The organism is Desulfofundulus salinus (genome assembly GCF_003627965.1).
Lineage (GTDB): Bacteria > Bacillota > Desulfotomaculia > Desulfotomaculales > Desulfovirgulaceae > Desulfofundulus > Desulfofundulus salinus.
In genome coordinates, this window is the sequence record NZ_RBWE01000001.1 from 1,000,699 (window position 1) to 1,014,662 (window position 13,964).

The 13,964-nt window shown below is 59.7% G+C and carries 14 protein-coding genes; all 14 read left to right on the forward strand.

Annotated features, from left to right (window positions below; all coding sequences use genetic code 11):
- Positions 1-139 precede the first annotated feature (139 nt).
- The 14 genes from D7024_RS05150 to D7024_RS05215 all read left to right on the forward strand — a co-directional run bounded on the left by D7024_RS05150 (position 140) and on the right by D7024_RS05215 (position 13,908).
- Entirely contained in the window at positions 140-5,569 is a 5,430-nt protein-coding gene (locus D7024_RS05150) for a PKD domain-containing protein (RefSeq protein ID WP_243113826.1), read from the forward strand.
- Positions 5,570-5,625: 56 nt separating this feature from the next.
- Positions 5,626-6,072, forward strand: a complete 447-nt coding sequence (locus D7024_RS05155) for a TadE/TadG family type IV pilus assembly protein (RefSeq protein ID WP_121450826.1) — start codon at positions 5,626-5,628, stop codon at positions 6,070-6,072.
- 37 nt (positions 6,073-6,109) lie between these two features.
- Entirely contained in the window at positions 6,110-6,493 is a 384-nt protein-coding gene (locus tag D7024_RS05160; protein WP_165859278.1) for a TadE/TadG family type IV pilus assembly protein, read from the forward strand.
- Complete coding sequence (locus D7024_RS05165; RefSeq protein ID WP_121450828.1) at positions 6,490-7,182, forward strand: pilus assembly protein TadG-related protein; 693 nt, start codon at positions 6,490-6,492, stop codon at positions 7,180-7,182. Before D7024_RS05160 ends, D7024_RS05165 begins: the two co-directional genes overlap by 4 nt.
- A gap of 24 nt (positions 7,183-7,206) precedes the next feature.
- Positions 7,207-7,920: a hypothetical protein gene (locus D7024_RS05170; RefSeq protein ID WP_121450829.1), complete on the forward strand. Its 714-nt coding sequence runs from the start codon at positions 7,207-7,209 to the stop codon at positions 7,918-7,920.
- Positions 7,917-8,681, forward strand: a complete 765-nt coding sequence (locus tag D7024_RS05175) for a GGDEF domain-containing protein (protein ID WP_121450830.1) — start codon at positions 7,917-7,919, stop codon at positions 8,679-8,681. The genes D7024_RS05170 and D7024_RS05175 overlap by 4 nt, the downstream gene beginning before the upstream one ends.
- Positions 8,682-8,699: 18 nt before the next feature.
- Entirely contained in the window at positions 8,700-9,419 is a 720-nt protein-coding gene (locus D7024_RS05180) for an SAF domain-containing protein (protein ID WP_121450831.1), read from the forward strand.
- 12 nt (positions 9,420-9,431) lie between these two features.
- Complete coding sequence (locus tag D7024_RS05185) at positions 9,432-10,673, forward strand: TadA family conjugal transfer-associated ATPase (RefSeq protein ID WP_121450832.1); 1,242 nt, start codon at positions 9,432-9,434, stop codon at positions 10,671-10,673.
- Entirely contained in the window at positions 10,649-11,542 is an 894-nt protein-coding gene (locus D7024_RS05190; RefSeq protein ID WP_121450833.1) for a type II secretion system F family protein, read from the forward strand. The genes D7024_RS05185 and D7024_RS05190 overlap by 25 nt, the downstream gene beginning before the upstream one ends.
- A complete protein-coding gene (locus D7024_RS05195) occupies positions 11,539-12,327 on the forward strand; it encodes a type II secretion system F family protein (RefSeq protein WP_121450834.1) in 789 nt (262 codons plus the stop codon). Before D7024_RS05190 ends, D7024_RS05195 begins: the two co-directional genes overlap by 4 nt.
- A 136-nt stretch (positions 12,328-12,463) precedes the next feature.
- Positions 12,464-12,661: a Flp family type IVb pilin gene (locus tag D7024_RS05200; protein ID WP_121450835.1), complete on the forward strand. Its 198-nt coding sequence runs from the start codon at positions 12,464-12,466 to the stop codon at positions 12,659-12,661.
- 55 nt (positions 12,662-12,716) lie between these two features.
- Positions 12,717-12,887, forward strand: a complete 171-nt coding sequence (locus D7024_RS14735; RefSeq protein ID WP_165859279.1) for a hypothetical protein — start codon at positions 12,717-12,719, stop codon at positions 12,885-12,887.
- Complete coding sequence (locus D7024_RS05210; RefSeq protein WP_121450837.1) at positions 12,884-13,366, forward strand: TadE/TadG family type IV pilus assembly protein; 483 nt, start codon at positions 12,884-12,886, stop codon at positions 13,364-13,366. The genes D7024_RS14735 and D7024_RS05210 overlap by 4 nt, the downstream gene beginning before the upstream one ends.
- Positions 13,363-13,908 carry a hypothetical protein gene (locus D7024_RS05215; RefSeq protein ID WP_121450838.1) on the forward strand — a complete coding sequence of 182 codons (546 nt, stop codon included), beginning with the start codon at positions 13,363-13,365 and terminating at the stop codon, positions 13,906-13,908. The genes D7024_RS05210 and D7024_RS05215 overlap by 4 nt, the downstream gene beginning before the upstream one ends.
- Positions 13,909-13,964 lie beyond the last annotated feature (56 nt).

Consider the following 13,964-nt stretch of genomic DNA (forward strand, 5'->3'; position numbering starts at 1 on the left):
GGATCGGGCAGGGTTCATATATTTTTTGGAGGCGGCTGCCGGTAAAGAGAAGGGAGGGATGGGACAAAAACAGCCGGCTGAATTTATCCGGGATCCCTGGCGAAAAAATCAAGCATGGAAAAGAGGTGATCTTTTGTATATGAGGAAAGGGAGGCAGCGCGTAACGGCGCTGGTAATCCTGGTGGCGTTCCTGTTAACCCTGTACCCGGCGGGGCCGCCCGCCTACGGCTGGTCCGACTCCGGTCTACCATGTAAGAAGGGAACAGTAGTGAACATTACTAATTTTACTGTGCCCATGTCCAACTACATCGGTGTCTGGGACGTCCAGATCAGCGGGGCCGTGAGCGGGTCCGGTAAAACAGCATACTTCAACTCTTTTGACAACGGGGGCGGCTTGGGCTACAACTTCGTATCCAGCAGCAGCTACACCACCGCCGCGCAGGAGCTGAACGGCAACCCGTCGTTCGTCACCAGCAGGATCGGCTCCTACGAGTCGACGATCAGCTGGGGTTCCGGCTCCCAAAAGCGGACCTACATCCGCCGCTTTGCCGAGTTGTGCGGTGCTGTGGTTACGGGCTTCAGCCAGGGCGTCGTGTACGTAATGACCACCCCGTACCCCAGCGCCCGGATCAGTCCCCCCTCCACCGCCAAAGCCGGGGAGCAGGTGAAAATCGCCATCAGCGGCACGTCATTCGTCCACTCCAGCAACCAGTACCAGTCAATCACCTACAAATTCTACGTTGACTCCGGCCTGGTGGACAGCGGTTCGGGAACCAAGAGCTTTTCCAAGCAGGTATCGCACACCTTCCCGACCGCCAAAACCTACACGCTGAAGCTTGAAGTGACGGACGGGGTTGGGCGCACCACCACGACAACCGAAACAATCAGCGTCCAGGCCGGGGCAAAGCCGCCTGCGCCTCCGCCGGGGGGGAACATGCCGCCGGTGGCCGATTTCGAGCTGCCACCCAGCGCGGAAGTCAATGAGCCGGTAAACGTGCGGGACCGTTCGGTGGACTACGACGGTACCATCACCAGGTGGGAATGGAGCGTCAGCCCCTCCTCTTATACCGGCACGCTCGGCAACACGGGCGGCACACTGAAGTTTACCCAGAAGGGCACGTACACCGTGAAGCTGACCGTAACGGACAACAAAGGGGCGAAGGGCGAGTGCACCAAATATATCGCCATCGGTGAATCCCTGCCGCCTCCACCTCCGCCGGAACCGCCGGAACCGGAGAACAAACCCCCGGTAGCGCGCTTCTCCATGCCGTCCGAGTGCGGCCCGGGACAGACCGTTAACGTCACCAACCGGTCCTACGACCCCGACGGGTACATTGTGGAAGTGAAATGGCGTATAAGTCCCTCCACGGACGTGGAAGAAAACCTGGGCGATGACGGTGGGACCCTGGTGTTCCACAAACTCGGGACGTACACGGTCAAACTGACCGTTACCGATGACAGGGGCGACAGTGACTCCACGGAGGAAGAAATAGAAGTCGTCAACCAGCCGCCCAGGGCCAGGATCGTCGTCCCGGATAAAATCGTTCAGGGCGATGACGTAACCATCCGCAGCGCCTCCCGCGACCCGGACGGGGAGATCGTCAAGCTCACCTGGTCCGTGACCCCGGCTGAAAACGTGGTCGGGGAACTGGAAGGGGAGGAAAGCACGGTATACTTCGATAAGGAAGGGCAGTACAAAATTGCCCTGACCGTCGAGGACAACTGGGGGGCCACGGACACCGATGAAGTTACGGTGACCGTGGAACCGGCGATCCCGCAGGCTTTCTTTACGGATGACGGCGCCTACAAGCAGAACCGCAGGATTGTCCTCACCGAAGCGGGGCAGTCTTCGGCCAGGTACCCCATCATCAAAGAACAGGACGAGTGGGAGATCCTCCCGGCGGGCAACGGCGCGACATCCGAGGCCATCAGGGTAAAAGACGTATCGCCGGACAAAAAAGAGGTGCTGTTCAAGACACCCGGTACCTACAAGGTCAGGTTGCGGGTGACCAACACCGCCGGTCACACCTCCGAATGGTATGAGCGGACGCTGGACATCCGGCCGGATGAGCCGCCCGTGGCGGACTTCGTGGTACAGCAGGCTTACCTGCGCGACCCCGCCATCGGGAAGAAGGCCACCGTCGAGGTCAGGGACACGTCCTACTCCCCGGACGGAGATATAATTGCCCACCGGACCTGGAAGTACCGTTACGACAGCAACAACGACGGGAACTTCGAGGACGAGCAGTGGGTGGTGTTCAGCGACGGCAACGAGATGTCCCCCAGCTTCCAAACCGACCAGGTCGGCAAGTACCAGATCGAGTTGGAAGTGACGGAGGGATTTGGTGAGGACACCCTTACGGAGTTTGTATCGGCGGAAGACTATCTAAAGGCCGATACGTCCTCCAAACCCCTGGATGAGAAAAAGACCGAAGTCATCAATATCCGCCCGTCCGTAGGGTTTGACGTGCTGCGGAAGAAGAAGGCGGATATCATTTTTACGGTAGGCAACACCGCAGGGACCGGGTTTGACGCAGCCATCGTACAGTACCTGGACGGTCTGATCAACCAGTATTTGAAACCGGAGCTTGAGGCAAATTCAGTAGATTACAATATTAGCTCTGTTCAAACCAGTACTATTACTACGCAAACAAACTTTCCGTGGGTTGTGTACAATCTTTACGGAACCGGTTTTGGAAGCGGAGACGGTCAGTTCCTTGTTGACGGCACCAGTTACAGGTACAGGGGGTATGGAGCGGAGGCACCAATTGACCACCTGTACTATGACGACGGTCAGGTGAACGCGCAAAGGGAGTTTACGTTCAATATTGACATGACAGGGTACAATGCCTGCGCAACAATCATCCCGGGGTTTATATTTGGAGCCAACGACAAAAACGGTTTCAGCGGCTACATCGCCCTGATGTGGCACGATAAAGTAGGCGTATACCGTTTTTCTGGAAGTGATCACACCGTCCTGACCACTAACGGTGCAGGACAAATTGCAGCAACCAGAAGCCCTTCTTCGTTTGGAGGAACGCAGGTTGCATATATCAGCACCCGCGACACTTCATTACAGAAAAGTTTCAAGATGGTTTATAAAGCCCCAACCCTGGAAATCTACGATGGCGGAGTACTTCTGGCAAAAGTTGATTGCCCTCAAGCAACGGGCAATGGTTATGGTGTTGCGGCGGCAAACAGCGCACACGGTTGTGGCGCAAGAAGTTACATTCGTTTCGAGAATTTTAAATTAGAAACCAGCAGCGTAAAAACCCTTGATGAAGTTTTGAAAAACTCGTCCCTCTGGCGGGACGACGCCGCTCATTTCCTGGTCAACATCAGTGCCGCAACATACCCGGAATTCAACGACCCGGTAAAAGCAGCCTACATTTATTCCCGGCTGCTGAACGACCGGGTTGACTTTTCCGTGCTGGGCAGTACCGCCAACCAGGCGCAGGCCATGAACATAATCGCCCGTAACGACGGGCAGGGGACGTTCATCCTGAACAGCAACCGGAATACGGCCATGCAGCAGTTGACGAGCTATATCATCAACAAACTGAACAGCCTTTACCCGCCGGTGGAAAACTACGTTCTGCTGAACGAAGAAGTCTACTACAAAACCTACTACAACGACCCCGAAGAAGACCCCAAGATGGCCGAGCGGTGGAAGTACAGCCACGACCCGAACTATTTCGAGAACAGCCTTGGCCTGGCCCCGTTCCACGAGCAGTGGCTGCCCGCACCGGTATACCGGTTTGATAAGGTAGGCGAGTTCGTCACGACGTTCCAGGCGCGGGACAACCCCAAGGATGACGACCGCTTCGACGAATACCGCCTGTGGTCGTACATGCCGGCGGAGAGCCTGCACCTGTACGTGCACAGGAGACCGGTGGCCATGTTCGGGGTCAGTTTGACGCCCGTGGGGAGTGGAACGCAGCAGTATACCATAACGGAGGATTTTGAGGATACCAGTTACAACTTCAGCTTCAGCGGCGACTGGGTAAGAAGCACAAATCAGCGACATGGCGGTTCCTACTCGTTTAAAAGCAATAGCATAGGCCACAGTCAAACGACAAGCACCCAGTTCAATGTCACAATACCATCCGGCGCAACGGACGGGCGCATATCGTTCTGGCACCTGGTGAAGTCGGAGGCCAATTATGATTTCCTCAGAATTTACATTGACGGTAACAGAGTCGTCAACCGCTCAGGGGATGGTAGCTGGCAGTACTACGAACAGGCTTTGTCCCCGGGTGAGCATACAGTAAAATTCGAGTACACCAAGGACGGCAGTGTAAGCAGCTACGATGACAGCGCCTATGTCGATGATATAGTGGTTTCGTACAAGCAGAACACCGTATCCTACTACACAACCAGCTTTACCAGCGACGCCTACGACCTGGACCACATATCACTGCCCAACAAGGGGATTGTCGAACACAGGTGGTTCTGGCGGCCCGCCACCAGCCCGACCTGGAACAGCGGCAGGCCCACAACGCTGGCTAAAGACAACGATTACCTGATCAAATACGAGGTCAAGGACATGGAGGGCGTGTGGTCATTCCCCGTAATCAAGCTCGTCAGCACGCGGAACGTGAACATGGCCCCGGTGGCCCAGTTCACGGTCAAGCCGAACCCGGCAGTGGTCAACAAAACGGTGACCATCACCGATATGTCCTACGACCCCAATGGTGATCCAATCACCCAGCGGCAGTGGCGCGTCAGGCCGCCCGGAGGTGCCTGGAGCAGCCCAACGAGCACGCCTCCGACGAGGTTCGGTACCGTGGGCGAGTGGACAATCGAGCTGAAAGTCAGCGACGGCTCGTTATGGTCCGAACCGTTCTACCAGACGGTGCAGGTCATCCCGGACAACACGCCGCCCGTGGCCCGGTTCACGGTGCAGCCGAACCCGGTCTATGACTGCGACCCGGTAACCTACACCGACACGTCGTACGACCCGGACGGCGACCCCATCGTAGCCCGCGAGTGGCGCATCAGGAAGGACGGCGGGGCGTGGCAATACTTCACCAACCCGCCCACCGTGTTTGAAAATGTGGGTGGGGCCGGAGTCTACGACATCGAGCTGAGGGTGCAGGACCAGCCCAGACTGCCCCAGCTGGAGCCCAAATGGTCCGACTGGTACCGGCAGACACTGACCGTGCTGGACAGCTTCAGGGTTATAGGGAGCATAGAACCCAACCCCGGGGAAAGGGGCAGAAATGTCACCATAAGGGCGTCGGCGGTAAGGATCTCGAACGGACAGCCGGTGGAAATCGACAGCATGAAGGTGATCATCCCCCTGCCGCAGAATCCCGACGGCAGTGCCGCCCTGCCGCCCGGTGGCTCATCCCACGAAGCCTGGATGACCTACAACCCCGCGGACAAAACCTGGTCCTACACCTACACGATACCTGAGCGCACGGTGCACGGCCGCTGGCCGGACGACGGCACCTACCTGGTCAAGGTGGTCGGGTACCGCAACGGTACGGCCAGGGAAGACGTGATGCTGTTAGAGATAAAAGGACACATCCAGAGAAGGTTGATCATCAGGACGCTGTCCTGGTAGCAGTGCCTGGCAAAACCCCCTCTCCTCCGAGAGGGGGCTCTTTTTTTCAGGGGGTGATGCTTATACGGGAAGAAAATATTCTCTCGCCTGGCCGCGACCGGCAGGGTTCGGTGGTGGTTGAGTTCGGCCTTGTCGCGACGGTATTCATTGCCCTGATCATCTTCCTGCTCGTTCTGGGCCTCTGGCTGTACAACAGCTCGGTGGCCGCCCAGGCCGCGCGCCTGGCCGCCCACCACCTGGCCGTGACCGGGGATGCCCGGGAGTCCCGCGACCAGGCCTTACGGCACCTCAGAACGGCCTCCATAGCAGCGGAGGGCACGGACGTGATGGTCTGGAGGGACGGGGATGAGGCCCGGGCGCAGGCGAACCTGTCCATGAAAAACTTTTACCCGGGCCTGCCCAAACTGCTCGGCGGGGACAAGTGGAACGGCCCCATAAAGATTCAGCGGAAAGAGGGGTGTGTCATTGAGTACAGGTTCAGGAATCCCTCCGAATTCAACTGACTGTGGCCGCAAACGGTTTCACGGGGATACAAAAGGGGTGATCCTGGTAGAATTTGCCGTCGCGTCCCTGGTGCTGATCATTCTGTTCCTGGGGGTGATGACTCTCTGGGGCGTGCTGAACGACTACGCCAATATAAACAAGGTATGCCGCGAGGCTGCCCGGGAAGCGGTTCTCACCGGGAGTGAGTACGCCGGTTACCGGAAAGCCCTGGAAGCGGCCTGGGTGTGGGGCTTCAAGCCCGAGCGGCTGACGGTGGAATTCTACCCGGACAGCGGGGGTAACAGGCGGCTGGTGACCTGCGTGGCAACCTACCGGGCGCCCCTTTTCTCCCGGAACTTTCCAGCCCTGGCCGGTAAAGGCGGTCTTGACGAGGTGACCTTGAGAAGCGAGGCCACATTCGGGTGGTGGGACTTCTCATGATCCGCAACCTGTTGAGTGACGAACGGGGGAGCATACTGCCCGTAGTGGCCATGGTGGTGGCCGTAGCTTTCACCCTGGCGGCCATCGCCCTTGACTTCGCCCGGTACAAGGCGGCCTCGGAGAAACTCCAGACGGCGGACGACGCGGCCGCCCTGGCCGCGGCCATGACCGCCGACCGCTACGTTACCCTGGAGATAGACATGGGCGAGTACACCACCTGCTGCGGGGATGAAGAATGCGACCCCTGCTGCAGGTCCTGCGGCACGACCGTGGTCTCGGGCCTGGAAAGGGATCTCATCGACAACGGCGGCTGGGAGAAATACTGCTGCGACTGCGGCGGGTGCTCCTACACCATACTGGACCGCTGGGTGGAGTTCAGGGGATCCAAAGCCTTTACCGCCGCCGAGACCATGTTCGAGCTCAACCGCCCGGCGGAGATGGACGCCGCACAAGGGGGTGACGCGAGGATAACCGGGATAACCGTCTACGACGACAGGCACAGCCCGTACTACCCGTCCGTGGTCGTCAGGACTTTCGGCCGGGTGAAGACCCTGGCGCTGAACTTCCTGGACAGGTTTGCGCCGGGCAACTTCGATTACCTGTCCGCAAACCGGTGCGGCCAGGGGGGGACGTTTTACTACGACCTCAACGGAAGGTGGCACCGGGCGGCTGAAGATGCATGCAATTAATCACCGAAAGAAAGGGTGGTGCCCTTGCAGGGGTTGATCAGCGGGAGCTTTTTCGTGGCGGCCTCAATTTTTCTCGCCGTCAGGGGCTCCCCGGACGTGGTGACCGCCGGGGCCGTCCTGGGGAGCGCCCTGTGCGCCGGGTTCGTCTCGTCGAAACAGCACCTGAAGGCCGTGCTCCTCGGAACTGTCCTGGTGGCGGTTTCCCTGGTCCTGCAGTCAATTGCCGGCCGCTGTACCACATGCATTCAGGCGGACATGCTCCTGGCCGCCGGGGTGGTGACCTCATCCGTAGCGGCGGGAGGGCACAGGTTCCGGGTGGTGAGCGGGGTGCTGGCGGCGGTTCTGGTTGCCGCCCTGATGTTCTGGGGCCCGGCACCCGGGCAGGGCGGCTTCAGTCAGGAAACGTTCGGCAGGTACATCGCGGTCGAACAGGGCGGGAAAACCGTCAAACTCGATACGGCCCTTAAACCCGTCCTGCTATTTTCCCCGGAGTGTCCCGCCTGCCGGGATGCTTTGAAGCAGTTGATCGGCAGGGACCCGGCGGGGAAGGGATGGCAGCCCGTAATCGCGCAGGGCGACCCGGCTGAAGCGGAACGCACACTCAAAGGCATGGGCTACACCGGGGAAATTTCCCTCTTCCGGTGGAGGGGTCCCGGTACCCGTCATGGTCTGGACGGAGGACGGCAGGACCTGGAGCACCCACAGCGTGCGGGAAATGCTGGAGGTGGTGCCCGTTGAGCCTTGAGGTGTGCAGCCTGATCAACTTCTCGTCGGCCCTGGCCGCATCCGCACTGGCCGCCGCCGGCCGGCCGTCGCTGGCGGTGCTGTTCCTGGTCGTCCTGGCCCTGGCCAACGGCGGTTTCTACCTCTTCCTGAAGAAGGACCCGGTGCGAATCAGGGAAATCGCCTCCCTGGCGGAAGAAGCGGAGACCATGAAACGGCGGCTGGTGGAAATGGAATCGGCGCAGTGGACCAGGGCGGCGCGGGTTGCAGGGCAGACCGCGCCCCTGGTTTTCTCGTCGGCCAGCGACAAACTTACCGGGGCCGCTACCCGCAGGAGATTTGAGGTATGCTTGAACTCCATGATGGCCTCCACGAGGCCTTTTTCGGTGTTGTTCCTGGACATCGATTATTCTAAGAAGGTCAACGACACCTACGGGCATCGGGCCGGGGACGACGTGCTGCGGGGATTCGCCCGCACGGTGTCCCGTTGCCTGCGGCCGGAAGACCTGCTGGCCCGTTACGGCGGCGAAGAGTTTGTAGTCCTTTGCCGGTCGGACCCGGCCGGTGCGGGTAAAGTGGCGGAACGGATACGCGAAGCAGTGGCCGCCCGGCCCTTTGAGACCTGTGCCGGGCCGGTGGCGGTGACCTGCAGCGTCGGGGTCGCCGGGCGCACGCAGCAGGACAGCATGGAAACCCTGCTGGAACGCGCCGACAGGGCGCTGTACGCCGCCAAAAACAGTGGCCGCAACAAAGTGGTAATAGCTGGAGAAAACTGAACAGGGAGGGAATGTTGGATGCCTGAACTGCCGAAGCTCAGTCTCAAAAAGAAGAACACTTCCTTCTGGGTGGCCGTGCTGCTGAGCCTGGCCGCCGCCTTCTCGCTCTACGCTACCTTTCACCTGGTCTACCGTCCCGTCGGAGTGGTAATGGTGGCCAGAGAAGTTCGACCGGGGGAACAGATCCGGAAAGACGCACTCAGGGAGGGCACGGTATTCGCCGGCGACCTCGCCCCCGGAGCCGTCAGGTCGCTTGATGCGGCTGTAGGGAAATATGCCGCCTCGTCGTTGTATCCCGGGGAACAGCTCATCGCGGACCGGCTGGTGCAGGACCCGGATAAGGCGACGGGGGCTTTCAGCTACCTCCAGCCCGACGAGACATACGTCGGCTTCAATTCGGAAGAAGCCCGCTGGCCCAGGGGCATTAAAGAAGGGGACACCGTCACGGCGGTAGCCGTGATGGACACCGGGGCGCGGATCGTCGGCACGAGGCTCAAGGTCATCGGTACCGACAAACCCGTTCCCGTGCTGGGGCAGGTGCAGGTGATGAAGCAGGCCGTACCGGACAACGCTTCCACCATCACCATCGCCGTGCCGCGCAACCTGGTTGCCGAGCTGTTGTACGCGAAAGCCCGGGCGAAGGCTTTCTATCTCCTGCCGGAACATCCCAAACTGGTATTCCGGGAAGAGGGGGAAACCGTTTCGGCTGAAAGCAAACCCGGGCCGCAGAAACAGTAGGGGGGATGCCGGTTGGAATTTCACGACCTTCTCAAGCGGGTCAGGTACCGCGTGGTGAAAAAATGCGGGGATTTGTTCCTGCAGGACCGTGAAGACCGTACCAGGCAGGAGGAAGTGATCAGGAAAGAGGTCAGGGAGCTGGTGGGGCGGGAGGATACCGGCCTGGAGAAGGAGGTCATCTCCTACCTCATCGGCCTCGGGCCGGTGGAACGGTTCCTGGAGGAACCGGACGTGAACGAGATAATGATCAACAAAAGGAACGAAATCTGGATCGAACGCGCCGGGAGCAAAATGGAGCGGGTGGACGTGGAGTTCGAGAGCGATGAGGAGCTGCTGACGTTCGTCCACCGCATAGTGCACCGGTGCGGCCGCCGGGTGAACTTCAACAAGCCCCTGGTGGACGCCCGGCTGCCCGACGGGTCGCGGGTGAACGCGGTGGTGCCGCCTTCGGCGCCCAACCCGGTGGTCACCATCAGGAGGTTCGTGGTCAAGTATTTCTCCGAGGAAGACCTGATCGCCCAGGGGTACATGAACCGGGAGATGGCCGATTTCTTCCGGTACGCCGTCCGGGGCAGGCTGAACATCATCGTGTGCGGGGCCACCGGTTCCGGCAAGACGACTTTCCTGCGCCTCCTGGCCAGCCACATTCCGGAGAATGAAAGGCTCATTGTCATTGAAGACACCCGGGAACTGGCCCTGGACCACCCTCATGTGGTGTCCCTCGAGGCTTGCGAGAAGGCCAGCATATACGAACTGATGGTCAACGCCCTGCGCATGAGGCCCAGCCGGATCATCCTGGGTGAGGTGCGTGGTGCCGAGGCCTTCGAGCTCCTCCAGGCCATGGGCACGGGTCACGAGGGGAGCCTCACGTCGCTGCACACCAATTTCGGCAAAATGGAAGCCATACACCGGCTGGTCAGGGCCATGATCCGGGTGGGCGGCATGACCGCCGAAGACCTGATCGCCCAGATTTCGGAGACGGTGGACATGACCGTGTTCATCAAGAAGTTTCCCGACGGCAGGCGGAGGATCACCCACGTCACCGAGGTGCGGAGCGAAAACGGCCGGCCCGTGTTCAACGACATCTACCGGTACGACTACGCGGGCGCGAAACACGTGGCCGTGGGGAGGCTGAGCGACGAACTGCTGGAGCGCATGCGGGAAAATCTCCTGGGCGAGCCCCTTCCCGCCATCGCCCCCTTCGGGAAAAAGCAGGAAGGGGGGAAAACATGCCTGTCATTGCATGCGCTTTGATGGCAATAGCGTTTCTGGCCTGGTATGTGGCGCTTAAAAAAGAAAACCCGGTTGCTTCCGGGGTGAGGGGCCTGCTGGCCCGGGCGGAAGCCGAAAGTGAGGCCATATTCCTTATTCCCGGGGGAAAGAAGGACACCGGCTGGAAGCTGCACCGGCTGGGGGTGAAGATTGGCTACCGCACTTTTCTCCTCCTGGCCGGCACGGCGGGAGCCTTCCTGGCGGTGGTGTCCCTTGTCGCCCTCAAAAACCCGTTCCTGGCGGTTGTGTCCTTCGTCCTGACCCTGGCCTTCGCCCACGGCCAGGTTGACGTGCTGTACCGGAAACGCAAAGCGGTGATCGACGAACAGGCCGAGGTCGCCCTGCAGATGCTGGCCGGGCTTTACCAGGTTACCGGGGATCTGGTGGACTCTCTCAAAAAGGTGAGCCAGGGCACCGCCTCCCCCCTGAAGGAAGAGCTCCAGCAGGTGGTGGCGGAGTACAACGCCGGTAAAGACCTGGGAACCGCCCTGAAAGACTTTGCGGAGCGGGCCGACAACCGGGACATAGAGCTGTTCGTCCAGGGGGTGTCCCTGTCGGAACACTACGGTACCGACACGTCGCAGGTGATCAAGCACATTGCCGAGACCATCCGCAACCGCCTGCTCCTGCGGGACGAACTGAAGGCGGAGACGAGAGGCCAGAGCATGACCATCAACCTGTTTTTACTCCTGGTACCCCTGGCGGCGGCAGGTATCTGGATATTCTCCCCCACCTCCAGGGAAGTGCTCATGAACAGCCTGGCCGGGAAGGTGGTTTTGACAGCGGTGGCTGTTGTCGAGTACGTGGCGTGGTACCTCACCCGCAGGAAAGGGGTGGTGGAAGAACTATGATGGTTCTTTCCTGTGTGCTGGTTTTCATGGCGCTGCTGGCCTGGCTGGTGAGGCGGTTTGCAGGTTTCCCCGGGACGCTGGAAGTCTTCAAAGGGCTCGGCTCCCTGGCGGCATCCCCGCAAAAACTCAAAGAACTCGGAGTCAGGCTGGAAGCGCTGAACATAAAAGTGTCGCCGGAACTGTTCACGGCCTCCAGGTTTGCGGGGGCCCTGGTCCTGGCCGCCGCCGGGGGAGTGGTCATCTGGAAGTCCCCCTTCGCCGGTGCGGGGCTCCTGCTCCTGGCCTTCCCGGCCTATAAATTCCCCGAATGGCAGCTCGCCAAACTGGAGAAGGCCCGGAAGGAAGAAATCAGCCGGGAATTCCCGCTCATGGTGGACATGGTCAGGATATACGCCCGGGCTGCGGACCTCTACCAGGCGCTCAAGATCGTGCCCTATGCTTTAAAGGGAGAGTTGGCCAAACAGATGCATGTTTTGAGCGCGGAGCTTGAAATCGCCCCCATGGCCGAGGCGCTGGAAAACTTCGCCCACCGCTGCGGGCTCCGCCAGGTGCAGGACTTCGTGGGCGTGGTCCTCCAGGGGATACGCTCCGGCATGGACGTGGACGAGATACTGCAGCGTTACTCCAGCATGGCCTACGAGCGCAGGGTGACCGAAATAAAGAGAAAGATAAAGACACAGCCGCTGATCCTCTCTGTCCTGCCCGGGCTGTTGATGTTCAGCCTGATCGTCCTCTGGGTGCTTCCCATGTACACAAACATCATCAACAAGCTCAAAGCTTTCTGAGCAAACCCGCCTTGCGGCGGGTTCTTTTTTTCGGGGGGCATTTCGCGGGGGAAGGAGGGTTGAGGGTGTGTTCGACGCAGCTCCCCCGGCGATTTTTTCAAAACCAGACCAATCACATTGAGGAGGTTAATGGATTATGAAAAACTTCATCAAGCGCTTTTTATCCGACGAGAGGGGTAACGCTTTCATCGAGAACGGCCTGTGGATCATCGTGGTGGTCCTGCTGGTGGCCGGCGCCGGGTACGCCCTGGCCAACCAGGGTATCAAGTCCAAGTTCGACCAGATTCAGAATCAGGTTACCAGCACTCCGGTGCCCAACATCAGCGGCCAATAACAGCAAAAGGGGGGAGGGACGGGGGTGCTTCCCCTGTCCCGGCAGTATGTTCGGTTTGCTCAAGCGCATATGGCATGACGAGAGGGGGAGTCACTTTCTCGAGGTCGCCCTGTATATAATCCTGTTCACCCTGGCCGTGGCACCTTTTGTTTCGGGCCTGGCGGGTGAAATCGGGGCGAAAATGCAGGAAATGAGGGATAAGATCGGGCAGGTGGGCGGCCCGTGAGTTTCCGGAAAGATTCCCGGGGTTCCGTCAGCATCGAAGCCCTGTTCATCGTTGCCGTCCTGCTGATGCTGTTCTTTTTCATCGTCGAAATGGGCTTCTTGATGTACGACTGGGCGGTGGTAAACCATGCCGCCAGCGCGGCGGCGGTGGAGGCGGCCATGAACGGCCGCTTCTCCGCCGACATCCGCCAGGCCACGGCGGAACATATAAGGAAAATGACCACGGAAGGCAGTACGATGGGTATAGACGCTTTAGAGACGTCGCTGCCGGGGAGTGTCAACCCGGGGACCATATACGTCTACGGCACGGATCCAAATTCGAACGTCCAGCGGGGTGGGAAGATTGCCGTTGGGGTGGCATACCCCTTCCGGTTCAAAACGTTCCTTTTCGACGCCCTGGGCCGGTGGCTCATCGGGGAAAACCAGATAGTCCTGAAAGCCGGGATGACGGCGGCCAGCGAGGTGTATTTCGAGCAATGATCTTGTCGTCGAGAATCGGGCGGGACCGGAAAGGCTTTGCTTCCGTCACCTTTCTGGTCCTGCTGCTGGCCATTATGGCGGTGGGTTCTCTCCTGGCGGATGTGGCCCAACTGTACGCGGTGAAAATAGCCGCAAGACACTATCTCAACCTCTCACTGCGGGCGGCGGCGGGCCAGCTGAGTCTGGACGACCTGAAGGACAACCGGATAGTCATAGACGAACCGGCGGCCCGGGACAGGTTTTACGAGGTACTGCGGGCGAACTTCAAACTTGACGGAACCAACCATCCTTTGCCCGGTTCCCTGGTGGACGGCCCTGTGGAGGTATGTTATTTCAGGGTGGTCAACAGCGACATGCTTCCCTTCTCCTACACTTACGGCAGCTATTCCGAAACCATCACACGCCCGGCGGTGACCGGGATAATCAGGTTTCCGGTAAAGGTCAGTTTCTGGGGGAGGATTGTCAGCTCGGGAGTGCCGGACAGTACGGACATGTACGTGCACTCGACCGTTGCGCCGGAACTGATTGCGGAACATTTATAGGGCCGGGTGCCTTGCCCGGCTTCTTTATTTTGAGTCAAAAAAATGAAAGGAGGATA